The 22,978-nt window shown below is 64.0% G+C and carries 20 protein-coding genes; 15 read left to right on the top strand and 5 right to left on the bottom strand.

Annotated features, from left to right (window positions below; translation table 11 throughout):
• Positions 1–20: 20 nt before the first annotated feature.
• The 12 genes from DOM32_RS10700 (at position 21) to DOM32_RS10645 (ending at position 12,110) form a co-directional block, all read left to right on the top strand.
• Positions 21–1,400 carry an SLC13 family permease gene (locus DOM32_RS10700; protein ID WP_110634246.1) on the top strand — a complete coding sequence of 460 codons (1,380 nt, stop codon included), beginning with the start codon at positions 21–23 and terminating at the stop codon, positions 1,398–1,400.
• A gap of 154 nt (positions 1,401–1,554) precedes the next feature.
• Positions 1,555–2,586, top strand: coding sequence for a protein-methionine-sulfoxide reductase catalytic subunit MsrP (gene msrP, locus DOM32_RS10695; RefSeq protein WP_110634244.1), 1,032 nt, complete (start codon positions 1,555–1,557; stop codon positions 2,584–2,586).
• The gene (gene msrQ, locus DOM32_RS10690; RefSeq protein ID WP_110634241.1) at positions 2,586–3,224 is read left to right on the top strand and encodes a protein-methionine-sulfoxide reductase heme-binding subunit MsrQ; all 639 of its coding nucleotides are present in this window, start codon (positions 2,586–2,588) and stop codon (positions 3,222–3,224) included. Before msrP ends, msrQ begins: the two co-directional genes overlap by 1 nt.
• Before the next feature lie 211 nt (positions 3,225–3,435).
• A complete protein-coding gene (locus DOM32_RS10685) occupies positions 3,436–4,422 on the top strand; it encodes a 2-hydroxyacid dehydrogenase (RefSeq protein WP_110634238.1) in 987 nt (328 codons plus the stop codon).
• A 556-nt stretch (positions 4,423–4,978) separates the two neighbouring features.
• The gene (locus DOM32_RS10680; RefSeq protein WP_110634235.1) at positions 4,979–6,037 is read left to right on the top strand and encodes a LacI family DNA-binding transcriptional regulator; all 1,059 of its coding nucleotides are present in this window, start codon (positions 4,979–4,981) and stop codon (positions 6,035–6,037) included.
• Complete coding sequence (locus DOM32_RS10675; RefSeq protein ID WP_110634232.1) at positions 6,034–7,032, top strand: TRAP transporter substrate-binding protein; 999 nt, start codon at positions 6,034–6,036, stop codon at positions 7,030–7,032. The genes DOM32_RS10680 and DOM32_RS10675 overlap by 4 nt, the downstream gene beginning before the upstream one ends.
• 12 nt (positions 7,033–7,044) lie before the next feature.
• Positions 7,045–7,653 carry a TRAP transporter small permease gene (locus DOM32_RS10670; protein ID WP_110634227.1) on the top strand — a complete coding sequence of 203 codons (609 nt, stop codon included), beginning with the start codon at positions 7,045–7,047 and terminating at the stop codon, positions 7,651–7,653.
• Positions 7,650–8,957, top strand: coding sequence for a TRAP transporter large permease (locus DOM32_RS10665; RefSeq protein WP_110634224.1), 1,308 nt, complete (start codon positions 7,650–7,652; stop codon positions 8,955–8,957). The genes DOM32_RS10670 and DOM32_RS10665 overlap by 4 nt, the downstream gene beginning before the upstream one ends.
• Positions 8,958–9,213: 256 nt before the next feature.
• A complete protein-coding gene (locus tag DOM32_RS10660; RefSeq protein WP_071230816.1) occupies positions 9,214–9,894 on the top strand; it encodes an HAD family hydrolase in 681 nt (226 codons plus the stop codon).
• Positions 9,895–10,104: 210 nt separating this feature from the next.
• Complete coding sequence (locus DOM32_RS10655; RefSeq protein WP_071230817.1) at positions 10,105–10,479, top strand: translation initiation factor Sui1; 375 nt, start codon at positions 10,105–10,107, stop codon at positions 10,477–10,479.
• 130 nt (positions 10,480–10,609) lie between these two features.
• Positions 10,610–11,029, top strand: a complete 420-nt coding sequence (locus DOM32_RS10650) for a YbaY family lipoprotein (RefSeq protein ID WP_071230818.1) — start codon at positions 10,610–10,612, stop codon at positions 11,027–11,029.
• A 40-nt stretch (positions 11,030–11,069) separates the two neighbouring features.
• Entirely contained in the window at positions 11,070–12,110 is a 1,041-nt protein-coding gene (locus DOM32_RS10645) for an aldo/keto reductase (protein ID WP_277354957.1), read from the top strand.
• A 55-nt stretch (positions 12,111–12,165) separates the two neighbouring features.
• Here DOM32_RS10645 and DOM32_RS10640 read toward each other — a convergent pair whose 3' ends face one another.
• Complete coding sequence (locus tag DOM32_RS10640; protein ID WP_071231149.1) at positions 12,166–13,026, bottom strand: NAD-dependent protein deacetylase; 861 nt, start codon at positions 13,024–13,026, stop codon at positions 12,166–12,168.
• Positions 13,027–13,247: 221 nt separating this feature from the next.
• Between DOM32_RS10640 and DOM32_RS10635 the strand changes: the two genes are divergently transcribed.
• Complete coding sequence (locus tag DOM32_RS10635; protein WP_071230820.1) at positions 13,248–14,171, top strand: nuclease-related domain-containing protein; 924 nt, start codon at positions 13,248–13,250, stop codon at positions 14,169–14,171.
• A gap of 125 nt (positions 14,172–14,296) precedes the next feature.
• On the top strand, positions 14,297–15,277 hold the full coding sequence (locus tag DOM32_RS10630; protein WP_110634218.1) for a sugar kinase: 981 nt from the start codon (positions 14,297–14,299) through the stop codon (positions 15,275–15,277).
• Here DOM32_RS10630 and DOM32_RS10625 read toward each other — a convergent pair.
• Positions 15,274–15,909 (bottom strand): hypothetical protein, encoded by a 636-nt coding sequence (locus DOM32_RS10625; RefSeq protein WP_110634215.1) that lies wholly within the window; start codon positions 15,907–15,909, stop codon positions 15,274–15,276. The two genes, DOM32_RS10630 and DOM32_RS10625, sit on opposite strands and share 4 nt — an antisense overlap.
• Complete coding sequence (locus tag DOM32_RS10620) at positions 15,902–17,527, bottom strand: sodium:solute symporter family protein (RefSeq protein WP_110634212.1); 1,626 nt, start codon at positions 17,525–17,527, stop codon at positions 15,902–15,904. The genes DOM32_RS10625 and DOM32_RS10620 overlap by 8 nt, the downstream gene beginning before the upstream one ends.
• A 280-nt stretch (positions 17,528–17,807) precedes the next feature.
• On the opposite strand from DOM32_RS10620, the gene DOM32_RS10615 reads away from it, so the two are divergent.
• The gene (locus tag DOM32_RS10615) at positions 17,808–18,707 is read left to right on the top strand and encodes an ATP-grasp domain-containing protein (RefSeq protein WP_110634209.1); all 900 of its coding nucleotides are present in this window, start codon (positions 17,808–17,810) and stop codon (positions 18,705–18,707) included.
• On the opposite strand, the gene betT is transcribed toward DOM32_RS10615, so the two are convergent.
• Together betT and DOM32_RS10605 are read right to left on the bottom strand one after the other, a co-directional pair.
• Entirely contained in the window at positions 18,670–20,733 is a 2,064-nt protein-coding gene (gene betT / locus DOM32_RS10610) for a choline BCCT transporter BetT (protein WP_071230824.1), read from the bottom strand. The genes DOM32_RS10615 and betT overlap by 38 nt on opposite strands.
• 749 nt (positions 20,734–21,482) lie before the next feature.
• Positions 21,483–22,817, bottom strand: coding sequence for a deoxyguanosinetriphosphate triphosphohydrolase (locus tag DOM32_RS10605; RefSeq protein ID WP_110634206.1), 1,335 nt, complete (start codon positions 22,815–22,817; stop codon positions 21,483–21,485).
• Between the last annotated feature and the right edge of the window lie 161 nt (positions 22,818–22,978).

Here is a 22,978-nt window from a genome sequence, read left to right as displayed (position 1 = left end):
TCGCCTTCGGATCTGTCGTGATGTCCTCTTCGATTACCGTTCTGCCCTGGCGTCAGGGAATATCACTGCTGGCTCTGCTGGGCGCGCTCGGCTGGCTGTTGCTGGGCAGCGCCGACGGCTCGGTGCTGCAGGCCGGCATCGTCGTGGTGCTGTGCATCGGTCTGTGGGCCACCGGCTGGCTGCCGCAGTGGCTGACGGCGCTGATCTTCTTCACCCTCTGCACCGTGGCGGAGGTCGCGCCGGCCTCAACGGCGTTCGCCGGTTTCGAGTCGGCCGCGACCTGGCTGGTATTCTCGGGCATGGTGATCGGCGCCGCGATCAATCACACCGGCCTGGGCGAACGCGTCGCCGCCCGGATAGGACCTCATCTCGCGTCAGGTTATCCACAGGCGGTTGTCGGCGTGGGCCTGCTGGGGCTGATCGCCTCCTTCGTCATGCCGTCGGCGATGGGCCGGATCGTGCTGCTGGTGCCGATTCTTCTGACCCTGGTCGAACGGTTCGGCTACGAGCCCGGCAATCCTGGCCGAGCCGGCGTCCTGCTCAGCGGCATCATGTCGAGCTTTCTGCCCACCTTCACCATTCTGCCCGCCAATGTCCCCAACAATGTGCTGATGGGTGCCAGCGAAGCGGTGCTCGGCTTCTCGCCCAGCTACGGCGAATATCTGCTGCTGCATTTCCCGGTTCTGGGGCTGCTCAAGTGGGGGCTGATCATGGGCTTGATCCTGTGGCAGTTCCGCGCCGCGGCGCCATCCCCTTTCACGGCCGAGACGTCGTCCGGGCTCGACCGCGGCGGCAGACTGATGAGCGTGCTGCTGGCCTTCGCCGTGGTGATGTGGATGACCGATGCCTGGCACGGCATCTCGCCGGCCTGGATCGGCATGCTGGTGGGGCTGGTCTGCCTGTTCCCGGGCAGCGGCCTGCTGCCGGCCAGGCCATTGCAGCAGATGAACCTCGAACCGTTCATCTATGTCGCCGGGATCGTCAGCCTGGGTGCGCTGGCGCACGATAGCGGGCTGGGCGAGGCGATCGCCGGCCAGCTTCTCGACGTGCTGCCGCTATCGCCGGAATCGACCGTCGGCAACTTCGCCTGGCTCTCGGTGATCGCCACGATCCTGGGCATGCTGGTCACGCTGCCCGGTGTTCCCGCGGTGATGACACCGCTGGCGCCGCAACTGGCCGATGTCACCGGCTGGTCGCCATCCGCCGTGGTGATGTCTCAGGTGATCGGATTCTCGACCGTGGTGTTCCCCTATCAGTCGCCGCCGCTGATCATCGGCCTGCTCACCTCCGGCGTCAGCATCCGTCAGGCCATGCGCATCACGCTGCCGCTGGCGCTGATCACCATCGTGCTGCTGTGGCCGCTCGATTTCATCTGGTGGCGCTGGCTGGGCGTGATCTGAACGCGACCGGCGTTTTCCGGCAGGACGGGGCATGGATCACCTAAACTGAACGTCATGCGGTGTCACGGCGTACGCCGGAGCCTCGATACACGCATCCAGGCGCGCACCGTCCGCGTATCCACCCTATGCCATCATCGGCGGTTGGAGACTCATCATGTTGATCAAGATTGCCAAACCCAGCGACCTGCGCGAATCGGACGTCACCCCGGAATCGATCTATCTCTCGCGTCGCCGCTTCATGGGTGGTCTGGCGGGCGTCGGAGCGGGCCTGAGCATTAGTCTGGCGCTGGCCGGGCGAGCCCAGGCCGCCGCCTCCGACTATCAGGACGTACCGGCCGGCAATCCGCCAGGCTGGTTCGACTCCAAGCTCAAAGATGCCGAGTGGAACAGCGTGGTTCCTGCCGATCGTCAGATGGACAAGCTCACACCCTTCGACGACGCCACCCACTACAACAATTTCTACGAATTCGGCACCGGCAAGGGCGATCCTGCGCGCAACGCCGACTCGCTCGAGACGCAACCCTGGAGCGTGGTGATCGACGGCGAAGTCAATAACGGCGGGCGCTTCGATCTCGAGGACCTGGCCAAGCCTTCCCGCCTGCAGGAGCGCATCTACCGGCTGCGCTGCGTCGAGGCCTGGTCGATGGTGATCCCGTGGCTGGGGATTCCGCTGGGTGACGTCATCAAACGCGCCGAGCCCACGTCGAAGGCCAAGTATGTACGCTTCGAGACACTGGTCGCACCGGAACAGATGCCGGGGCAGGACTCCTCGTTCGCGCTGATCGACTGGCCCTACACCGAAGGCCTGCGCATGGACGAGGCGATGCATCCGCTGGCGATTCTCGGGCTCGGCATGTACGGGCGCGAACTGCCCAACCAGAATGGTGCCCCCTTCCGCCTGGTCGTGCCGTGGAAGTACGGTTTCAAGAGCATCAAGTCGATCGTGCGCATTTCGCTGGTCGAGGAGCAGCCGGTCAACTCCTGGCAGGCGATCGCCCCGGACGAGTACGGCTTCTACGCCAACGTCAATCCCGAGGTCGACCACCCGCGCTGGAGCCAGGCCACCGAGCGCCGGCTGCCCAACAGTCTGTTCAACCCCAACATCATCGATACGCGGATGTTCAATGGCTACGCCGAGGAGGTCGCGAGCCTCTATCAGGGCATGGATCTGAGGAAGCACTTCTGATGCCGACGCCCCGCTACACGCTGACGCTCTGGCGCATCGCGGTGTTCATCGCCGCGCTGGTGCCGCTGGCCTGGTGGAGCTCGCAGGTCGCCATCAACGCCGCCGGCCCGGAACCCGGTCGCTACCTGCTGCTCAACATCGGCCAGGGCATACTGTGGATGCTGTTTTCCACCCTCAGCCTGACCCCGCTGACCAAGCTGACGCGCTGGAAAGGCTTCACCCTGATCCGCCGCCAGCTCGGCCTGTGGACCTTGACCTACGCCCTGCTGCACCTGTTCTGCTACGCCGTTTTCATCCTCGGGCTGGACCTCTCCCGGCTCGGCAGCGAGATCGTCCGCCGGCCCTACATCATCGTCGGCATGCTGGCTCTCGTCGGGCTGATCGCGATGGGCGTGACCTCCAACAAGGGGTCCATGCGCAAGCTGGGCAAGCGCTGGAAGACGCTGCACAAGGTCGTCTATCTGGTGCTGGGGCTCGGCCTGCTGCACTTTCTCTGGGTGGTCCGTGCCGACCTGGAGCAGTGGAGCCTCTATGCCGCCGTTGGCGCCCTGCTGATGATCTTGCGCCTGCCGCCCATCGCCCGGCAGCTGCCGAAATTCCGCCAGCTGATCAAGCGGCCCGGGCGGGCCTCCGTATAACGCATCAAGCGCCGCTGGCGGGCGCATGACCGGGAACAGGCACCCCGATTGCTCCGCTCGGACTTGCCCCCGGCTGCGCCTTTCCCGCTAGACTTTCGTCGAAGCACTGCCTCATGGGGCCGGGTTTGTCGGTAAGCTCGTGCGTCCCTCACCTCGCAGGCGGCGATATCGTCGCCTGCGGATATTCGATTTTTCAGCCGGAGAGTCTTTCATGAGCAAGCGCATCCTGGCGTACCGTCGCCTCAACGACCAGCAACTCGACCAGCTACGCGAACGCTTTCACGTCGACTACTTCGGCAAGCTCGAATCGGCCGACGATCCGGCATTCCGCGAGGCGCTGGGGCAAGCTCACGGACTGATCGGCGCGGGGGTCAACATGACCTCGGAACTGCTCGACGCCGCGCCCAACCTGGAAGCGATCGCCAGTATCTCGGTGGGTGTGGACAACTATCCGGTCGAGGAGCTGACCCGCCGCGGCATCCTGCTCTGCAACACGCCGGACGTGCTCACCGAAACCACCGCCGATACCGGCTTTTCGCTGATCATGGCGAGCGCCCGCCGGGTGGTGGAGCTGGCCGAGTACGTCAAGCGCGGCGACTGGAAGTCCAGCATCGGACCGGAGCAGTTCGGCAGCGACGTCCATGGCAAGACGCTGGGCATGGTCGGCTTCGGACGCATCGGCCAGGCGGTGGCCCGCCGCGGCGCCCTCGGTTTCGGCATGAAGATCCTCTACTCCAACGCCTCGCCCAAACCGGATCTGGAAGCGGAGCTGGGCGCGCGCCGCTGCGAACTGGACGAGCTGCTGCAGCAGTCCGACTTCGTCTGCGCCATCGTGCCGCTGACCCCGGAAACCCGCCAGCTGATCGGTGCCCGCGAGTTCGAGCTGATGAAGGAGAGCGCCATCTTCATCAACATCTCCCGCGGGCAGGTGGTCGACGAACAGGCCATGATCCAGGCCCTCGAAAGCGGCCAGATTCGCGGCGCCGGTCTCGACGTGTTCGAGCAGGAACCGCTGCAGGCGGATTCTCCGCTGCCCAAGATGCCCAACGTGGTCGCACTGCCGCACATCGGTTCCGCCACTCACGAGACCCGCACCGCCATGGCCCAGCGCGCGGTCGACAACATCATGCTCGCGCTGGACGGCAAACGACCGATCAGCCCGTTCAACGAGGAAGCCTGGAGCGACAGGCTGAACTGATACACCCTCCCGTTTCATGGAAAGCGGCGCCTGGCCATTGATCAAGGTAAAACGCGACCTTCATGATTCGGGAATCGCGTTTACGAATAGGCAAGATGCCGGGTGGCTTCTATCGGACTTGAACTACGATGATTGAGTCTTTCCGATAGTGACGTCCAATAGCGACTAAGGGACACCATGAAAATAGCCATCGCGGTTTTAGTGCTGAGCTTGATTGGCTGTATCTACATGATCTCCCACTGGGGAGAAACGGATGACTGTGCCAATTCGGCCAAGGCCGAAGCGGAATGTCAGACGAAGTAGCAAGCATGCAAGAAGTAGCGAGCATGCAAATTGCGTGGGCGGCAGCTCGTCGCCCACGTCTCGCCCTCATGCCATCGAGACATGGCGTGACAGAAGTCCGTGACGCACTTGCCTGTCTTCTCGTGACGAAGATCCCGCTTGGACACTGCTGTAGTTCACCGACATCGTTTGCCACTAAAGGCGAATAGGCGCATTCCCGGGGCGCGACTAACCTGCTGACAGCTTTTTGGATCGATCCAAAACGGAATGCAGCATGCCCGAAAACCTCAGAGTCTCTTCCCGCCCTCGCGTCACGCTGAGAGATATCGCGGCCCATGCCGGCGTCTCGCGCTCGACCGTGTCGCTGGTGATGCAGGAAAGCTCGCTGGTGGCGGAGTCCACACGCCAGCGAGTGCGGGATGCCATCGACGCACTGGGCTACGTCTACAACCGTGGCGCCGCCACGCTGCGCAGTCCACGTACCGCGACCATCGGCGTGGTGGTTCACGATATCGCCAATCCGTTCTTCGGTGCCCTGATGGCGGGCATCGACGAAACACTGCAGGACGCCGATTACGTTCCCTTTCTGGCCAGCAGCGGCGACAGCCTCGCCCGCCAGGCGCGTTTTCTGGCACGCATGCGGGAACATCGGGTCGATGCGCTGCTGTTGTGCCCCGCGGAGGAGACGCCTGCGTCGTTGATCGAAACGATCGCCGACTGGGGCATGCCCTGCATCGAGGTCATGCGGCACGTCGGCCCGTCACCGCTCGGCGACTACGTCGGCGCGGATCTCCGGACGGGCATCGCCAACGCCGTTCGTCACCTGATCGCCTTGGGGCATCGTCGTATCACCCTGCTCGCGGGAACCGCTGACCACTCCGCCGACCGCGAACGTCTCGCGGGCTACCGACAGGCCATGCACGAGGCCGGACTCGATGACCTGTCGCGCATCGTTCGCGGCCCTCTGACCCGTTGCGCAGGGCGCGAAATCACCCTCGAGCTGATGCGTGGCGATGACAGGCCCACGGCCCTGATCTGCCACAACGACCTGGTCGCGCTGGGGGCGCTGCTGGCGCTTTCCCATCTTGGCCTGCGCGCGGGGCAGGACTGCGCGGTGGTCGGCGTCGACGACATCGATGAAGCCGCCCTCACCGACCCCGCATTGAGCAGTATCGCGACCCACCCGCGGTCGATCGGCCGCCGCGCTGCCGAACTGGCCCTGAAGCGGATACGGACGCCCGACGGCGAACGCGAGCGCATCGTCCTCGATGCGCCCTTGATGGTTCGCGCCAGCTCCCAACCCTCGCTCGCTCGCCCCCAGGAGTCACCATGAGATTTCACGAGGTTCCACGCTATCTGTCCGGCTGGCGACTCATCGTCGCCACGGGCCTTCTTTTCGCCGCGCTCGCCACGCCGGCCGAAGCCCGCGAGCTGATCTTCGGCCACGGCGCCACGGAGGATACCGCCTACCACCTGAGCGCGGAGCGCTTCAAACAGTTGCTGGAAGAGAAAACCGACGGCGAACTCACGGTGAACCTCTACAGCAACTCGGTGCTCGGTCATGAAACCGAGATGTTCGAGCAGCAGACCGCCGGTGCGCTGGATTTCTCGATCATCAATCCCGGCTTGATCTCGGAGTTCTCGCATACCGCCAGCATCTTCTCGATTCCGTTTCTGTATCGCGATCTCGATCATTGGCGGCACGTGCTGGATGGCGAGGCCGGCCAGGAGATCGCCCAGCGCATCGAGGCGGAAACCGGCGTCAAGGTGCTCGCCTATTATGGCGGCAGCACCCGCCAGATCGTCAGCACCCGCCCGCTGGAAACGCTAGACGATCTCAAGGGCATGAAGCTGCGCACCAATCCGACCCGGCCGGTGATCACGGCCTGGGCGGCGCTGGGCACCCAGCCCACGGTCATGGCCTACAAGGAGATCTACACCGGGCTGCAACTAGGCGCCATCGACGGCCTGCTCAACGAGGCGGAGTGGATCTACCGCATGCGCTTCCATGAAGTCGCGCCTTATATCGGACTTTCCGAGCACGACATCACCGTGCGCTTGCTGACCATTTCCGACGATACCTGGGACTCGCTCACGCCGCCCGAGCAGCAGGCGGTACAGGCCGCTGCCGACGAGAGCGAGCAGTACGCGCGGAACCTGCAGATCCGCCTCGACAAGGAGTCCCGCGACAAGCTCGAGGCCGAAGGCGCCACCTTCTACTCGATGGATCGCGAGCGCATGCAGCAGATCGTCGCCGGCCCGCTGGGCCAGGTGATCGATGACATGGGGCTGCGCGATCTCTACGAACTCATCATCAATACCCAGTAAAGGAGTCGTGTCATGGCATTCGCAACGGCCCTGGGCCGCGTCAACCGCCAGCTGGAACGCCTCCTTCACGGGGTGTTGCTGTTCTTGCTGGCCAGCTTCATCCTGCTGATCGTCTATCAGATCGTCAGCCGCAACCTGGGCTTCCTGCCGAGGCTCTACTGGACCGAGGAGATGAGCCGCTTCGCCTTCCAGTGGATGATCATGCTGGGCACCGCGATCGGCGTGCTGCATGCCGATCACTTCGTGCTCGAGGCTTTCCCCCGCGGCTCCCGCCCCGACCGGGTGACCCGGGTGATCCGCGATGTCGCCTGCCTGATCGTCGGGCTGATCTTCGTCGTCTTCGGCCAGGCCTTCGCCCTTTCCGGTTTCAACCGGATTGCCAGCGCCTCGCAGCTGCCGATGGTCGTGACCTATTCGACCTTCCTCGTCAGCGGCGTGCTGATCGTGCTGTTCAGCCTGCAGCGCCTGCTGGTGACCGCCAGCCAGGGCGTCGATGCCATGGAGAGCGAGCTCAACACGCCTTCCGAGATCGACGAGCTCATCGATCCGGACCATGCGAGCGCGCCGCCCACGCAAGAATTCGATTTGCCCTCGTCACACGAGAAGGAGACCTCGCGATGATGCCTGCCGACTGGCTCTACCTGCTGCCGTGGCTGCTGTTCGCGCTGCTCGGCGTCCTCATCGTGCTGGGCGTGCCGATCGCGATGTCGCTGGTGCTCACCTCGTTTAGCATCATCGTGCTCGATCCGCGCCTGACGCCGTGGATTCTGTTCCAGCGCATGTACTACGGCATGGACTCCTTCGTGCTGCTGGCGGTGCCGCTGTTCCTGCTCGCCGGCAACCTGATGAATGCCGCCCGCATTACCGATCGCCTGATCACGCTGTGCCTGCATCTGGTCGGCCATGTCAAAGGGGCGCTGGCCCACGTCAACGTGCTGGTCAGCATGCTGTTCGCCGGGGTTTCGGGGTCATCGACGGCCGACAGTGCGGGTATCGGTACGGTATTGATCCCGGCCATGAAAAAAGAGGGTTACCCGACCCACTTCAGCGTCGCGGTGACGGCCGCCTCCTCGGTGATGGGGATCATCATTCCGCCGTCGATCAACATGATCGTGTGGGGCGCGCTCACCAGCACCTCGATCGCCGGGCTGTTTCTCGGCGGCATCGTGCCGGGGATTCTGATCGCCGCCGCGCAGTTGCTGCTCAACCTCGGCTACGTGCGCCGCTATGACGTGCCGGCACGAAAACGCGCCACGCTCAGGCAACTGGCAAGTTCGGGCAAGGACGGCCTGCTTGCCGCCGGTATTCCGGTGCTGATCATCGGCGGTATCACCCTGGGCATCGTCACGCCCACCGAGGCTGCGGTCATGGCCGTGCTCTACGCGCTGCTGCTGGGCTTCATCGTCTATCGCGAACTCACCTTCAAGAGCGTCCTCGACGCCTCCACCGACACGGTGCGCCTCTGCTCTCTGTCGCTGTTCAGCCTCGTCGGCGCGGCGATCTTCGGCTACCTGATCAGCTTCTATCGGATTCCGCCGCAGCTGATGGCCGGCGTGGAAATCAGCGATCCGACCACGCTTTTGATCATCGCGACCATCGTCATGCTGCTGGTGGGCACCTTCATGGATTCGCTGCCGGCGATGGCGATCCTGGCGCCAATCTTCCAGCCCCTGGCGGCCCAGGCCGGCGTCGACCCGCTGCAGTTCGGCGTGATCAGCGTCATGGCACTCGGCTTGGGGCTGATCACCCCGCCCTACGGGCTCTGCCTGATGATCTCGGCCAAGATCGGCGGCATTCCCCTGCTCAAGGCGCTGGGCACGACGATGATCTACCTGCTGGTAATGCTGGTGGTGATCGGCCTGCTGATCGCCTTCCCCGACCTGATTCTCTACTTGCCTCAGACTTTCGGGCCGGATGCAGGCTGAACCGGTCCATCATCGAAGTGTGCAATTTCTGGGGAGTCATTCGCTCCGGCTTGTCAACGACAGCCGGGGCGACTAAAGTTGCAAGATAGATTGAAAACAGTGTTCCATAATCCTGCATTTCCGGATTGCGATGCCGATAAGGGTAGAACTGGAACAACGGAACTGGAAACGACAGAACTGGAGCCAGTCATCGGCAGGCCGCTTTATCGACGACCTGCGTACCTATTCACTGACAGCGCCCTCGAGGCGACCCATCATGCCCGATCCCCTCTGCTTGCTTTTCGATTGCGACGGCACCCTGGTCGACAGCGAACCGCTTCTCGCCGAAGTCATGGCGAAGTATCTGAATCAGGCCGGCCTGCCCTTTCAGCCCCATGACTACATGACGGATTTTCGCGGCGCGCGATTCGCCAGCATCGTTTCCCATCTGGAGCGGGTGCACGGGAATCTCGACGACGCCGTTCGCCAGCGGATAGAGACGGCGATGCGCCAGGAGATGCACGAGCGCATGGCGGACGAGCTCGAGCCGATCGCCGGGGTGCGGGAAGCGCTCGACGCACTGGGTTCGTTGCCGCGCTGCGTCGCCTCCAACGGCCCCGAGACCAAGATCCGACGCGCGCTGGACAGCACCGGTTTGCGCGGCTTCTTCGGCGACAACATCTACAGCGCCTACACCGTGGGCAGCTGGAAGCCGGCGCCGGGGCTCTTCCTTCACGCCGGCCGCGACATGGGCTTCGAGCCGGGCGAATGCATCGTGATCGATGACGCCCAGGTCGGTGTACGTGCCGCACTGGCAGCCGGCATGCGGGTCGTTCATATCAACCGCTTTGCCGATCTCGAACCCACCCCGGCCGGCGCTATCGGGATTCGCGACATGCGCGAGCTGCCGGCCGTGATCGACAAGCTGATGCCAGCCCTGGCCGTGAGCAACCTTTAGGGGCTGTCGTTTCAGCCAACGCCGGCCAGCCTCACCGACCAGCCTCAATGGCAGAACGATGATCGCGGCCCGAGCCAAACGCTCGGGCCGCGATCGTTTTTGGCACGGTCGTTTTGGCCCGTTCGATATCGATTCGTTCGCTTCGAGTGGTCGTTCGCAGGCGGATCGCCGCGTTATCATGTGGCTTTCATGTCTCGATTCGGAGTTCCCATGCCTTCGTTACAGGATCAGCTGCGCGGCCTGGTCTACTCGACCGAACACGGCGAGACCTGCCCCGACTGCCGCCAACCCGTGGCCCAGTGCGAATGCCGCGACCGCGAGGAAGCCGAACGCATCGCCGCACTCGACGGTATCGTGCGCATTCGGCGCGAGACCAGCGGTCGCAAGGGCAAGGGCGTCACCACGATCCAGGGCGTCCCGCTGGGCAGCGACGAGCTGAAAACCCTGGCCAAGACGCTGAAGAAGCGCTGCGGCACCGGTGGCGCGGTCAAGGATGGCGTGATCGAAATCCAGGGCGATCACCGCGACGTGCTCAAGGCCGAGCTGGAGTCGCGCGGTTTCAAGGTCAAGCTCGCCGGCGGCTGATCGGGGCTCGTCGCTTTTCCCGCCACCGGGAATTTCCCGCGCGCAGGCTTGTCATAGCCGCACGGTCGTCGTGCCGCCCGCTTCGACGCCGACTTTCTTAAGTTCCACCGTTCCACCTCGAGGGGTTCCGATGCTTTTGCCCACGGTTCCGCGACTTTTGCGTCTCGTCACCATCCTGTTCGCGCTCGTCGTGCTGGCGGGCTGCGCCGGCGGGCCCCAGTTCGACACGCTGGCCGCCCGCGTGGTATCCGAGAAGCCGATCACGCTGCCCGAGTCCGCCACGCTGGAGGTCCAGTTGAAGGACATCTCCACGGGAGACGTGCTGGCCAGCAGCCGCTATGAACGGCTGGGCCAGCTGCCGATTCCGATCACCCTGCAGTACGCCACCGAGGCGATCGACCCGGACGATCTCTACCGCCTCAGCGCGCAGATCCGCGACGACGACCGCATTCTCTACCTGAATCCGGAGCCGGTATCGGTCTTCGCCGACGGAGACCCCGCCGAGCCGGACATTCCAGTGTCGACCACGGGTGTCGAAACGAACCGCTGAAGCGCCTGACTCGCCCAAGGTACGGCTTGCCGAAGATGACATGCCCCGCCACTCTGTAGGGACTCGATTCATCGTCAAAGAGGACAAGATGGAAACATTGACATTACCGGGTACGGATATCGTCACATCGCGCATCGGCCTCGGCACCTGGGCCATGGGTGGCCGCCAGTGGGGCGGCACCGACGATCCCAACGCCATCCGCACCATTCATGCCGCCATCGACCAGGGCGTCAACCTGATCGATACCGCTCCGGCCTATGGCTTCGGTCACTCGGAAGAGGTCGTCGGCAAGGCCGTCGCCCAGGCCGGCCAGCGTGACAAGCTGGTGCTGGCGACCAAGGCGGGCCTGGAGTGGTACGACGACGCAAGCGTCGCCCGCAACGCCACGGCGAAGCGGCTGGAGAAGGAGCTCGACGATTCGCTGCGTCGGCTGAACACCGATCACATCGATCTCTACCAGATCCACTGGCCGGACCCGCTGGTCGACATTCAGGAGACCGCCGAGGCGATGGCACGCTTCCATCGCGCGGGCAAGATCCGGGCGATCGGCGTCAGCAACTTCTCCCCCGAGCAGTGCGACACCTTCCGCCAGACGGCGCCGCTGCATACCCTTCAGCCGCCCTACAATCTGTTCGAGCGCGACATCGACCGCGAGATCCTGCCCTACGCCGAAAACAACGACCTGACGTTGTTGACCTACGGCGCGCTGTGCCGCGGGCTGCTCACCGGCAAGATGCACGAAGGCTATACCTTCAACGGTGACGATCTGCGCAACAGCGATCCCAAGTTCCAGTCGCCGCGATTCGCCCAGTATCTGGCCGCCGTCGATGCGCTGGCCGAACTGGCTCGCACGCGTCATGACAAGAGCGTGCTGGCGCTGGCCGTGCGCTGGATTCTCGATCGCTCTCCCAACATCGTCGCGCTGTGGGGCGCCCGCAAGCCGGAGCAGGTCGAACCGCTGGGCGATATCACCGGCTGGAAGCTGAGCGACGAGGACATGGCCGACATCGATGCCATTCTGACCCGGCACGTCAAGGATCCAGTCGGCCCCGAATTCATGGCGCCGCCGACGCGTCAATGAACGTGAAGTGATTCATCGCCAATCTGGAACCCGGCCTCGGCCGGGTTCTGTCGCTTCAGCGCGCCAGGCGTTGCAGCGGCTCCAGCGCGTCGATCAGTGCCGTCAGGGTCGGGCCGATCGGTGCGGTGACCTTGAGATCGAACAGCGCGTCCGCGCGCGTCTTGCCGAGATTGACGCAGGCGATCGGCTTGCCGAGCTTGGCTGCCTGACGGGCGAAGCGAAACCCCGAATAGACCATCAGCGACGAGCCGACCACCAGCATCCCCGAAGCCTCCTCCAGCGCCTGGAAAGCCTGTTCGACACGGGCCCTGGGCACGTTGTCGCCGAAGAACACCACATCCGGCTTGAAGACGCCGACGCGGCAGCGATGGCAGCTCGGCACGTCGAACGTCGAGAAGTCGTAACCGTCGAGATCGGCGTCGCCGTCCGGCCCCACCTCGGCGCTCAATGACAGCCACTCGGGATTGCGTCGTGCCAGTTCGTCGTGCAATGCATGACGCATCAGGGTCGCGTCACAGTTCATGCACTTCACCACATCGGCCTGACCGTGCAGGTCGATGACGCGGCGGGCGCCGGCGCGTTGATGCAGGCCATCGACGTTCTGGGTCACCAGCGAAGTGATTCGCGACTGACGCTCCAGCGCGGTCAATGCCGCGTGCGCCTTGCCCGGATGGGCGGCCGCCAGCGCCCGGAAGCCGACCAGGCTGCGGGCCCAGTAGCGTTGCCGCACGCCGTGACTGCCCATGAAAGCCTGATGACTGACCGGCGGCGGCCGCTTCCAGTCGCCGCGCGCATCGCGATAGTCGGGAATGCCGCAATCGGTACTCACCCCGGCCCCCGTGAGCACGAACAGCCGTCGATGGCGCGAGACAAACTCGGCCAGCGCCTCGACGTCCTGGCTGGTATCTTCGAACATGATGTTTTCCATCGAAAGACGTTTCTCATCGACCCGCTTGCAGTATTCACCGTAGCATGCCGGATGGCCGATCATGTCGCACCGGCCCCCGCATCATGCCGTCGTGATGAGCCGCCGGGCATCGCCACGGTTCGACCGGCGAATCCATCGACATCGCAGACGATGCTCGACCTCGGCTAGAATGGGACCTCTTCCCGCCCACGCCGCAAGGACACCCGCTCATGGCCTGGTTGGAGTACGTGCTGCCGCTGATCTTCCTCGCTCCCCTGGGCGCCGCCGCCCTGGTGGCGATCACTCTGCGCGACGTGCAGACCGTCGGCCTTCGCTCTCCGCATGACGGCAAGCCCATCCGCGAGATCGCCCAGGCCCATCGCGACCGTCTCGAGAAAGCCCGTATGACGTTCTTCCTCGATGCCACGCTGGCGCCGACGCTCACCTTGATGCCACTGGTTTACGGCATGGGCCGCATGCTGTTCGCCGAAAGACAGAGCTGGCTGGAATGGTCGCTGTATGGCGTCGTCAGCACGCTGCTGGCCATGCTGTTCTGCTTTCTGATCCTGCGCGACGTGCAGCGTCTCCGTCGCCTGACGCGCAGTCTGGCCTGCGAGCTGGCGGTCGGCCAGGCACTGGATCATCTGATCCGGCCGCTGGCCAAGCCCTACTTCGTCTTTCATGATTTTCCCGCCGACAGCTACAGTATCGACAACGTGCTGGTAACGCCCCAGGGCGTGTTCGTGATCCAGACCGTGGCCCGCGACTTTCCGCTCGATCTCGAGGGTCACCCCATCAACACCGTATCGGTAGAGAACGAACGCCTGCGCTTCCGCGGCTGGAGCGAACGTCAGATCCTGCGCAAGGTTCAGCTGTCGACGGTCTGGCTGCGCCAGTGGCTGTCGCGCCACGCCAAATTGAGCGTGCCGGTGAGAGGCATCCTCGTGCTTCCGGGCTGGATCATCGATGACGAAACCGAGCATCTCGGCGACAGCCGCGACATTCGTGTGGTCGACGGCGTCGATCTCGCCACCCAGCTCGGCACCGCCCAGGTCGAAGTCATCGACGACGCCCAGCGCCAGCATCTGGTGGACACCCTGAATGCCCGCTATCGGCGCTTCGAGAGCAAGCGCCGGCCAACTGACGGAGCCTGAAAGTCTCCGCCTCGGACTTTTCCCAGGCTTTTTCCAGAGAGCGCTTCAAACAAAAGCTTCAAACAAAAGCTTCAAAACGACCTCTCAAAGAGGCCCAAAAACTTTTCCACAAGCCAGGAGACGCCATGCCCCGTTCCGATTCCCGCCACGATTCTCGCTACGATGTGCTGACCTTCGGTGAAGCCATGGCCCTGTTCGTCGCCGACGACGACGGCCCGCTGGACCAGGTCACGCGATTCCACCGCCGCACGGCCGGTGCCGATACCAACGTGGCGATCGGGCTGTCACGACTGGGCTTCGATGTGCGCTGGCTCAGTCGCGTCGGCGCGGATCACAACGGCACCTTCCTGCAGCGGGCGCTGGAGACTGAAGGGCTGGACTGCCGCCATGTGCAGCGCGATGACACCCACGCCACCGGCTTGGTCTTCAAGGAGCGCGCCGTCGACGGTGCCGACCCTCACGTTGAGTACGTTCGCCGGGGCAGCGCGGCCAGCTACCTCAACGTCGCCGACAGCGAAGGCGTGGCGCTGGAATCCGCACGCCACCTTCATGCCACCGGGATCCCGCCGGCCATCTCCGAGTCGGCGCGAGAGCTGTCGTTTCATCTGTTGCGCCGGGCGCGCAGCGCCGGCCTGTCGATCTCGTTCGATCCCAACCTGCGGCCCAGCCTGTGGCCCAGCGAAAAGGTCATGATCGAAACGCTCAACGCGCTGGCCGCCGAGGCCGACATCGTCATGCCAGGGCTCAGCGAAGGGCGCCTGCTGACCGGCCGCGACACGGCCTACGACATCGCCGGAGGCTATCTCGACCGGGGCGCCAAGGTCGTGGTCATCAAGCTGGGCCCGGAAGGCAGCTACTTCCGTACCGCCGACAGCGAAGGCACCGTCGAAGGCTCGCCCGTCAAGCAGGTCATCGATACCGTCGGCGCCGGTGACGGCTTTGCGGTGGGCATCGTCAGCGCCTATCTGGACGGACTGGATTGGCGCGCCGCGCTGCATCGCGGCAACTTGATCGGCGCCCGACAGGTGCAGGTCATCGGCGACATGGAAGGCCTGCCCAGCCGGGAGCAGCTGGTCGCCATGGAGCGCAGCGGCGAGGCGATCTAACCCGGCACGGGGTCGTCGTCGCGAACCTGCCGGCTCGTATGATTCGTGGCGTACGGCTTCGCGTTCAGGCAATCGCGAAGCCCCGCCAGCACCGCGGGCTTGAGCGCTCCCAGCGCTTCGCCCGAGAGCCCGCTGAGAACGATGAGCCGCGTCTGGCGGCGCTGCCGATAGCTCTGTTGCCCTTGCGAATAGCCCGGCCGCCCTTGCGAATAGCCCGGCCGCCCTTGGGAATAACCCAGCCACAGAGGCAGCTCGACGGCGCGCATCGTCGACGGCTGTACACGCAGCGACCAGCGGCGTGGCCGGGCCAGCCGCTCCCAGAGCCACCAGCGCTCGAACTGCGCAACCGTCGGCCGCTGGCCGCCGCCAAGCGCAAGGGCGTCATCGTCCTCTGCCGGCTGCAGGTCCAGCTCCCCCGCCACCAACAACGCCCGGGGCAGGTTCTCGGCGGCCAAGAGCCAGGCCAGCGGCGTTGCCGCCTCGCGGCCGATCGCCACGGCCCACAGCGACAGCCACGCCGGTTCGAACCGCTCGGCGCCAAAGCGGCGCAGCCTGGGTTCGGCGTCGGTAGCGTTCACGCGCCGGGGCAGACGCACCAGCGGTTCCGGCGGCACGGCCTTTCGCTCAGCCATTGGCCCAGCCCTGCAACAGCCCCAGCACGATCAGCGAGACGAAGAACCACACCACCAACCCAATGCAGCGGCGCCGCGTCAGGCGGGCATCACGGCCGATCTCGATGGCACCGTCATGGCGGCCCTTGAGCATCGCCTGCATGTCCGGCGCGGTTTCGTCGATCACCACATCCGACAGCTGAGCCGCCGAGGGTGCCGGCGCGGTCAAACTCACGACATAGCCGACGACGACCGAAACCACCAGCCCTACGAAGTTCTGATACAGCCAGGAGATATCGGTCTGCGACACGGCCCACACTGCCGCCATGCCGAGAACGATACCGGCGACCGCCCCGCGCCCGTTGCTGCGGTGGCTGAGCACGGCCAGCAGGAAGGTGCCCAGCAACGCACCGTAGAACCAGGAACCGATACGATTGACGGCTTCGATGACCGGCCCGAGATTGCCCGCGAAGAACGCGAACGCCGTGGCGTAGAGCCCCCAGAAGATGGTCGCCCAGCGCGACGCCTTCAGATAGTGCTTCTCGTCGGCATCGGGCTTGACGTAGCGGGCATAGAAATCGCGCACCGTCACCGCGGAGAGCGAATTGAGCGCGGAATCCAGGCTCGACATCGCCGCCGCGAAAACGCCGGCAATCACCAGCCCGGTGATTCCGACAGGGAAAGCGTTGACCACGTAGCGCGGGAACAGCTCGTTGAGGTTGTCCGGTGCGGTCAGGCCATGCTGCTGGTAGTAGGCCGCCAGCATTACGCCGATGAACAGGAACAGCAGCATCTGCGGCACCAGCAGATAGCCGCCGATCAGCAGCGAGCGCTGCCCTTCGGCGATCGACGGGCTGGTCAGCACCCGCTGGATCTGGCTCTGGTCGGTGCCGAAATAGGCGATGTGCATGACCACGCCACCGATCAGCCCCGCCCATAGCGAGTAGGTCACGGTGGGGTCGAGCGACAGGTCGATGGTATCGAACATGTCGTTGGCGGCACCGTAGGCGAATACGTCGCTCCAGCCGCCGGGCAGGCTCGAGACCATCAGCACCATGCTCAGGATCGCCCCCAGCCACAGCACGAACATCTGGATCACGTCTGTCCAGATCACCGCGCTGATCCCGCCAAGCACGGTGTAGCTCACCGCGATGACCGCCATCAGCACGATGGTCAGATTGACGTCCCAGCCGGTGACGACCGACAGCACCAGCGCCGGCGCGTAAAGCACGACGCCGGTGGCGAGGCCTCGGGCGACCAGGAACAGCAGCGCAGCCAGCGATCGCGTCAGCGCCCCGAAACGACGTTCGAGCAGCTCGTAGATGCTGTAGATCCCGGCGCGGTGGAAGATCGGCACCAGAATCACGATCAGCACCGCCATCGCCAGCGGTACGTTGATGAACGTCGCCAGGCGCTCCAGCCCGCCTTCGAAACCCCAGCCGGGCGCGCCGATGAACGTGATGGCACTGGCCTGCGTCGCCATGACCGACAGTCCGATGGCCCAGCCGGGAATCTTGCGACCACCGAGGAAGTAGTCCTGCGTGCTCTCCTGATCCTTGCCGAAGCGGGCGCCCACCCAGGCGATCCCCACCACGTAGACGATCAGAACGACGGTGTCCCACCAGGTAAAGGCTCCCACATCCGAGTCCTCGCTTTTTTGTTATCGACAAACTTGAGCGTAGCACGTCGTTTCCGGTGTGACCCTCGGCGCCACGGACGGAGCGTCTCGCCTCTCGTCAAGGGCCGGCGAATTCTGCCATCGAGACTCGGAGCATTTCGCCATGGGGACTCGGAGAATTTCGCCATGGAGACTCGGAGAATTTCGCCATGGAGAGTCTTGCCAAGGCGCGAAAACGGCCCGATGATGGCGCGATTTTTTCCTCCATCCTGTCAGCGGCTGGTATTTCACGAGGCATCCGATGCGTCTGATCTCTTTCGACGTTTCCCGCACCCTGCATATTCCCGGGGTTCGCTACATCAAACCCGAGCGCATGTTCGAACACCTCGACGAGATCCAGGCCGCCGACTGGCTCCTCTTCCCCAGCTACTGGCAAGTCAACACGTTGCTTCACGCGCTGCACAAGCGGATCTTCCCCTCGCCGGCCACCTATTACCTGGGCCACGACAAGGTGGAGCAGACCCGTGCCTTCCGTGCCCTCTGCCCGGACAACCTCCCGCGAACGACGATCCAGGCCAGCACCTGCCACGGTATCGATACCGTCGAGGCGGAAATCGGCTACCCGATGATCCTCAAGGAGATTCGGAGCGCCCGCGGACAGGGCGTGCATCTGATCGAGACGCGACGCGAACTGGAAACGTTCGCCGAATCGCAGGAAGTACTGTACGCCCAGACGCGTCTGCCCATCGACAGGGATCTGCGCATCGTGCTGATCGGAGACCAGATTCTTGCCAGTTACTGGCGTGTGACGCCACCGGGCGGGTATCGCGCCAACGTCTCCCAGGGCGGGACGATCGATCATGAGGACATCCCCCCTTCGGCGCTAGCCCTGGTTCGACGCGTCGCCGCCCGCATGGGGATCGATCACGGGGGATTCGACGTGGCGATGGTCGGGGATCAACCCTTTCTGTTCGAGTTCAACCGCCTGTTCGGCACGCAGGGAATCACCGCCCCCGGGCGAACGACCGCTGCCGCCATCCTGGAATGGCTCTCGCGCAGCCAGGGCGTTCCCGCCGCGAATGACGCGGGAATCGAGACGGATGCCAGCCAGAAAAACCCCGGCCAGGTAGCCGGGGTCGGAGTCAGTGCAACACGGAGCGATCTCAGCCTGGCGGCTGCTCGGGACTGTCGGGCATGTTGATGCTGCCCGGCTCCATGCGGTTGAGGTGCAGGAACTGCAGATGGCGCTCGTACTGGTCGAGAATGTCATCGATGACCTGCTCACGGGTATAACCCATCAGGTCGTAACCCTGACTCCCTTCCAGCAGATACACCTCCAGACGGTAGTACCGGTTGCTGCTCCGCGGCGTGCGCATGGCGAAGGACGGCGTGGAGAACGGATGCGTCCAGATCTGGTAGGCGAAGTTCTGCTCGTTGCCGAGATCGACGTAGAGCGACAGGTAGTCGTCGTCGTTCTGGTTGCCATCGCTGATATCGACCTGAACGCCCTGCTTCAACAGCTCTTCACGCACCGCTTCCATCGCCGGGCGCCCGGTCGATTCCAGGAACTGCTGCGCCTGCTGGCGATTGGGGAAGGACATGGCGCGCTTGAGTCGCATCTTCCAGTCGTAAGGGCGATCACGGCCACCGGTGGACATCCGCCCCGACAGCGAGCCGGACAGGCTCAGGCGATGGCTGTCTTCCTTGAACGCCTCGACCTTCAGTGCCTTGTAGAGCCCGGCGATCATGAAAAACAGCACGATCGAGAAGGGCAGCCCGGTGATGACCACCGCGCTCTGCAGCGTCGACAGGCCACCGGCGAGCAGCAGCGACAGGGTCAGAATCCCGATCACGGCCGACCACAGGATACGCATCCAGATGGGCGCGTCGCTGTTGACGTCCTTGAGCTTGGAGGTGAAGTTCGACAGCACCAGGGCACCCGAGTCGCCGGAGGTGATGAAGAACACGATCGCCAGAATGCTCACGGCAACGGTCGTGATGACCGGGAACGGATATTCCTGCAGGAACAGATAGATCCCCGCCGGCGGCGTTTCCATGACCTGCTGGCCGAAGTCCGCCGCCCCGTTCATCGCCATGTCGAGGGCGCTGTTACCGAGGATCGACATCCAGATCATCATGAACGCGATCGGCAGCGTCAGGGTACCGGCCACGAAGGTACGAATCGTGCGGCCACGCGAGATGCGCGCCAGGAACAGGCCGACGAACGGGCCCCAGGCGATCCACCAGGCCCAGAAGAACAGGGTCCAGCCGTTCAGCCACTCCGTCGGGCGGTCGAAGGCGTAGGTGTCGAACGACATCGAGATGAAGTTGGACAGATAGTCGCCGACGTTCATCACCAGCGCGTTGAGCAGGAACACCGTCTTGCCGGCGAACAGCACGAACAGCAACAGCGCGATGGCCAGCAGGACATTGAACTCGGAAAGCCGACGGATCCCCTTCTCGACACCCGTCACCGCCGAAATGGTGGCGAACAGCACGATCAGCAGGACCAGGATCGTCTGCGTCCAGGCGCTCTCCGCGATACCGAACATGAAGTTCAGACCGTAGTTGAGCTGGATGACACCGATCCCGAGACTGGCGGCGATGCCGAACACGGTTCCCAGCACGGCGGCGATATCCACCACGTGGCCGACAGGGCCGTAGATCTTCTTGCCGAAAATGGGATAGAGGGCGCTACTGATGGTCAGCGGGAGGTTGTGGCGATAGCTGAAGAAGGCCAGCGACATCCCCACCAGGGTATAGATGCCCCACCCTGAAAGCCCCCAGTGCAGGAAGGTCAGCTGCATCGCGTGGCGCGCGGCCGCGATCTGGTCATCGGGAGCATTGGGCGCGTTGTAGAACTGGGTCAGCGGCTCCGCCAGGGCGAAGAAAATGACCCCGATCCCGATACCGGCGGAGAACAGCATTGCCGACCAGGAGAAGATGTTGAAATCGGGTCGCGAATGCTCGGGCCCGAGGCGAATCCTGCCGAAGCGGGACACCCCCACGAACAGCACGAACGCCAGATAGATGACGACCGTCAGAAAGTAATACCAGCCGAAAGTGTTGGAGATCCAACCCAGCAGCGCATTGATGATGCCGCTGGCCTGTTCGGTAGCGACCATCGCCCATAGCGAGAAGAGGACGATACCAATGACCGACCCATAGAAGACGACTGGATTCAGCCTGTCCTCGGTCGTGGAATTATTATCGGGGCTTGTACTCATGCGGCTCCCATCATGTTCAGATAGTTTGCGTTGACGAGAGGTCAGGGCGCCCCGGAAGCCCGTACCGGCCTGCGGGGGTCGCTGCGCGATAATGGCCCTTCACTCGTTTCCGTTTTACCGCCGCGAGGCCTTGCGACCTCGGATCGAGTCAGATCGATTCGGTCGTCGAATCCATCGCTGTCTTCAACGAAAGTCGCCGACCCGATCCACTCTCCCCGGCCTCTTGCCTTGTCCTGCAACCACCTGACCAGGGAATCGCTACCACTGCCGATGCTCCTGTAATCGCCCGGTATCGGGCCGAGCCAATGCTTGAACTATGATCCATTGCGGCACAAATGCGAGTGCTATTTCACCGCTCGAATTCCCAGCGCTTTGCCTCATCGGCTCTTGCCGTCGAGCGCTCCGTGTCAAAGCGCTTCGTGTCGTGTCAAAGCCCTTCGTGTCAAAGCCCTTCACATCGAACTCTCGAAGGCTCGGCAGGTTGGTACGCGGTTTCGACGCACGCTGGCGTCGGCGCCATTCGGTATCGACGACGCTACCGATGACGTGATTTTTATTGATTGATCGTTCAATTAAAATACGGCGTTATGAATCAACTTTCAACAGCCACACCGTCAGACTCTCGAGCAGCCGCGAGGGCCAGAGCACCGAAAGCGACGACGCCGGATACGGATCCGACGTCGCAGCGGGAAGCAAAAGGGAAGCAAAAGGGAAGGGAAAGGGAAAAGGAGTTGAAAGAGAACGCGGACTTACTCGGCCTTGAGGCGCCCGCCCATCTCCTGAGCGAGCTCGACGGCATAGTGGTCGGTCATGCCACCAATGAAATCGAGCATCCGGCGGTAACTGTCGTAAAGGGGCCAGTTCGGCTTCGGCGTATTCTCGCCGATCAGCGCCAGCACACGCTGATGCTTGAAGGATGAATGGCCGGTGTGATGCAGCTCGTGGGCCGCCCCGATGAATGCCTCGAGCAGGATGCCGAGCGTGGTGTAGGCGCCGATCTCGAGCTTGGCCTTGCGCTCGTTCTGGAAGATGCGCTCGCGGGCCAGTTGCTTGGCCGAGGAGACGCCCCAGGTCAGGTCCGGGTGGCACAGCTCGAGCAGATCATCGTTCAGCGTGCCATTGAGCAGCGCCCTTTCGTGCTGGACGAAGACATCCCCGACCTCGTTGACCGCCCGCTCCATCGCCGCCCCCCGCAGCGCCGCGATACGCCGACGCTGGGAGACACCATCGGCGGCCATCTGCTCGTAGCCGGCTGGCGGCTCGCCGGCGATCTGCAACAGCACCTGCGCCACTTCCTCGTAGCGCAGGATGCCCATTTCCAGACCATCCTCCAGATCGAGCAGCGCATAGCAGATATCGTCCGCGGCCTCGACCAGGTAGGCCAGCGGATGCCGACACCACTTCGACTCGTCGACCGCCTTCAGCCCCAGACGCTCGGTCACCTCGACCAGTAGCTGCTTCTCGGACTGGTAGCAACCGAACTTGCCCATCTGGCCACCGTGCTCGACCGTCCACGGGTACTTGAGCAGGGTGCCCAGCGTCGCGGCGGAGAGCCGCATGCCGCCCCGAAACTGGTTGTACTCGATCTGGGTCACGACCCGGAAACCCTGGGCGTTACCCTCGTAGGTCAGCAGGTCGCGGCGCTGCGCGTCGTCGAGCCCTTCCAGCAGGCCACTGCCCTGCAGCTCGGCCCATTTGAACCAGTCTCGTATCGCGTACTCGCCGGCGTGGCCGAACGGCGGATTGCCGATATCGTGCCCCAGGCAGGCCGCCTGGACGATCACGCCGAGATCAGCGGGGGTCACCCAGCCCGGCAGGCTGTCGCGCAGCTGCTCGCCGACGATCATCCCCAGGCTGCGGCCGACGCAGCCCACCTCGATCGAATGCGTCAACCGGGTATGGATATGATCGTTGTCGGTCAGCGGGTGAACCTGGGTCTTGCGCCCGAGCCGGCGGAAGGAGCCGGAGAAGACGATACGATCGTAGTCCTTGTGGAAAGGGCTACGACCGATTTCACCACGCGAAGTCCGGGCATCGTGCAGACGGACGGGATCGAGCAGGCGCTCCCATTGCATGGTGGTCATCTTGGTCTCCGTTGACAGTAAAGGCAGCTTCGGGCTTAGGGCTTCGGGCTTCGGGCTTCGGGCTTCGGGCTTCGGGCTTCGGGCTTCGGGCTTCGGGCTTCGGGCTTCGAACCGACTAGGATGCCGCCCGGGTCGCGGAAAGAAAAGCATCCACGCCCGGC

Origin of the sequence: Salinicola salarius, assembly GCF_003206135.1 — a bacterium.
In the GTDB taxonomy this organism is placed as follows: Bacteria; Pseudomonadota; Gammaproteobacteria; order Pseudomonadales; family Halomonadaceae; genus Salinicola; species Salinicola salarius.
Note: the sequence above shows the minus strand (reverse complement) of the source record. Positions and strands in the feature narration are given on the sequence as shown.

Excerpts from the sequence above, each read along its gene's own strand:
- DOM32_RS10700 (WP_110634246.1), top strand. The coding sequence starts at position 21 with ATGTCCTCTTCGATTACCGTTCTGCCCTGGCGTCAGGGAATATCACTG.
- msrP (WP_110634244.1), top strand. The coding sequence starts at position 1,555 with ATGTTGATCAAGATTGCCAAACCCAGCGACCTGCGCGAATCGGACGTC.
- msrQ (WP_110634241.1), top strand. The coding sequence starts at position 2,586 with ATGCCGACGCCCCGCTACACGCTGACGCTCTGGCGCATCGCGGTGTTC.
- DOM32_RS10685 (WP_110634238.1), top strand. The coding sequence starts at position 3,436 with ATGAGCAAGCGCATCCTGGCGTACCGTCGCCTCAACGACCAGCAACTC.
- DOM32_RS10680 (WP_110634235.1), top strand. The coding sequence starts at position 4,979 with ATGCCCGAAAACCTCAGAGTCTCTTCCCGCCCTCGCGTCACGCTGAGA.
- DOM32_RS10675 (WP_110634232.1), top strand. The coding sequence starts at position 6,034 with ATGAGATTTCACGAGGTTCCACGCTATCTGTCCGGCTGGCGACTCATC.
- DOM32_RS10670 (WP_110634227.1), top strand. The coding sequence starts at position 7,045 with ATGGCATTCGCAACGGCCCTGGGCCGCGTCAACCGCCAGCTGGAACGC.
- DOM32_RS10665 (WP_110634224.1), top strand. The coding sequence starts at position 7,650 with ATGATGCCTGCCGACTGGCTCTACCTGCTGCCGTGGCTGCTGTTCGCG.
- DOM32_RS10660 (WP_071230816.1), top strand. The coding sequence starts at position 9,214 with ATGCCCGATCCCCTCTGCTTGCTTTTCGATTGCGACGGCACCCTGGTC.
- DOM32_RS10655 (WP_071230817.1), top strand. The coding sequence starts at position 10,105 with ATGCCTTCGTTACAGGATCAGCTGCGCGGCCTGGTCTACTCGACCGAA.
- DOM32_RS10650 (WP_071230818.1), top strand. The coding sequence starts at position 10,610 with ATGCTTTTGCCCACGGTTCCGCGACTTTTGCGTCTCGTCACCATCCTG.
- DOM32_RS10645 (WP_277354957.1), top strand. The coding sequence starts at position 11,070 with ATGCCCCGCCACTCTGTAGGGACTCGATTCATCGTCAAAGAGGACAAG.
- DOM32_RS10640 (WP_071231149.1), bottom strand. The coding sequence starts at position 13,026 with ATGTTCGAAGATACCAGCCAGGACGTCGAGGCGCTGGCCGAGTTTGTC.
- DOM32_RS10635 (WP_071230820.1), top strand. The coding sequence starts at position 13,248 with ATGGCCTGGTTGGAGTACGTGCTGCCGCTGATCTTCCTCGCTCCCCTG.
- DOM32_RS10630 (WP_110634218.1), top strand. The coding sequence starts at position 14,297 with ATGCCCCGTTCCGATTCCCGCCACGATTCTCGCTACGATGTGCTGACC.
- DOM32_RS10625 (WP_110634215.1), bottom strand. The coding sequence starts at position 15,909 with ATGGCTGAGCGAAAGGCCGTGCCGCCGGAACCGCTGGTGCGTCTGCCC.
- DOM32_RS10615 (WP_110634209.1), top strand. The coding sequence starts at position 17,808 with ATGCGTCTGATCTCTTTCGACGTTTCCCGCACCCTGCATATTCCCGGG.
- betT (WP_071230824.1), bottom strand. The coding sequence starts at position 20,733 with ATGAGTACAAGCCCCGATAATAATTCCACGACCGAGGACAGGCTGAAT.
- DOM32_RS10605 (WP_110634206.1), bottom strand. The coding sequence starts at position 22,817 with ATGACCACCATGCAATGGGAGCGCCTGCTCGATCCCGTCCGTCTGCAC.